This is a genomic window from Mesorhizobium waimense (assembly GCF_003601975.1).
GTDB lineage: Bacteria > Pseudomonadota > Alphaproteobacteria > Rhizobiales > Rhizobiaceae > Mesorhizobium > Mesorhizobium waimense.
Window position 1 is genome coordinate 1 of record NZ_QZWZ01000169.1, and the last position, 973, is coordinate 973.

A 973-nucleotide genomic window follows, 5' to 3' on the forward strand; every position below is an offset into this window, starting at 1 on the left:
CCCCAAGCCGCGACTTCTCGCCAAAACCCGCCAACAAAGCCATCCGGAGCCTCCGATTCGTAAGGCCCTCACAGATTCAGCAATCCCTTCAAACGTAAAGTGCCGTTAACCTGACTTCGGCGCCCTGGCCGATCGAGTTCCCGATTGACCTGCGCCTTCAGATAGGCGAGCAGTAGACGGCCATCGCCAGTCTGAAGCACCTCCAGTTGCTCGCGCCGGTCGCGGCGCAGCGACTCGCAGCCGGATACGCCCTGGCCAAACAGCAGACCCTTGATGCGGTTGACATGCCTGACACGCTCGTTCGTCAATGCCTTGCGCTCACGCGAGAGACGGCGGCGGCTTCTTCCTCGGGCGTCGGCACCCGGAGCATCGCACAGACCCGAGGCTCGCCTCTCTTGTAGGCCAGCAACGCCCGGACCAGCGCCTCGCCGTCGATCTTGTCGGTCTTTGCCCGGCGGCGCCGGCGCGAGGTCGCTATCGAGGCCGGATCGACGACGTGGCTTTCGATCCCCTCGGCCTGCAGCACGCGGTGGATCCAGAAGCCGTCGAGGCCGGCCTCCTGGATCACATGACCGGAAAGCGCCGCCCGGTTCGCGCCTGCGCCTTCCTGTTGAGTTCAGTAAACCGATCCAGCAGCCCAGCGGCATCGCCAGCCGCCACAGCATGCTTCGACATCTTCTCGCCGCCTCCTGGCGACAGCGAGGTGATCAACCATTTGGAGCGACTCAGTTCCAAAGAAACGAAGATTGCGCCAAGATCGGTATGGACAGCGGTAAGCGCTTCGGGTCGTTCATTTGCAACGGGCATGCTCGGCCTCCAGTAGGGTGTCAATCTAGTCTCTATGAATGCTGGGCCTGAGGGCGGCCCGTCATCCGATATGCAACGGTACGAGGGTTAAGCCGGCTGGCCGGCGCAGAGCCTCATGCATAGGAGACGGGCCATATGGAACATATCAGATTTGTCGGTTTGGATC

At 62.2% G+C, this 973-nt stretch carries 1 pseudogene; it reads right to left on the bottom strand.

Annotated elements, in window-relative coordinates:
• Nucleotides 1-128: 128 nt before the first annotated feature.
• Nucleotides 129-807: pseudogene (locus D3227_RS40430) on the bottom strand (IS110 family transposase); the annotation flags it as partial.
• Nucleotides 808-973: the final 166 nt, after the last annotated feature.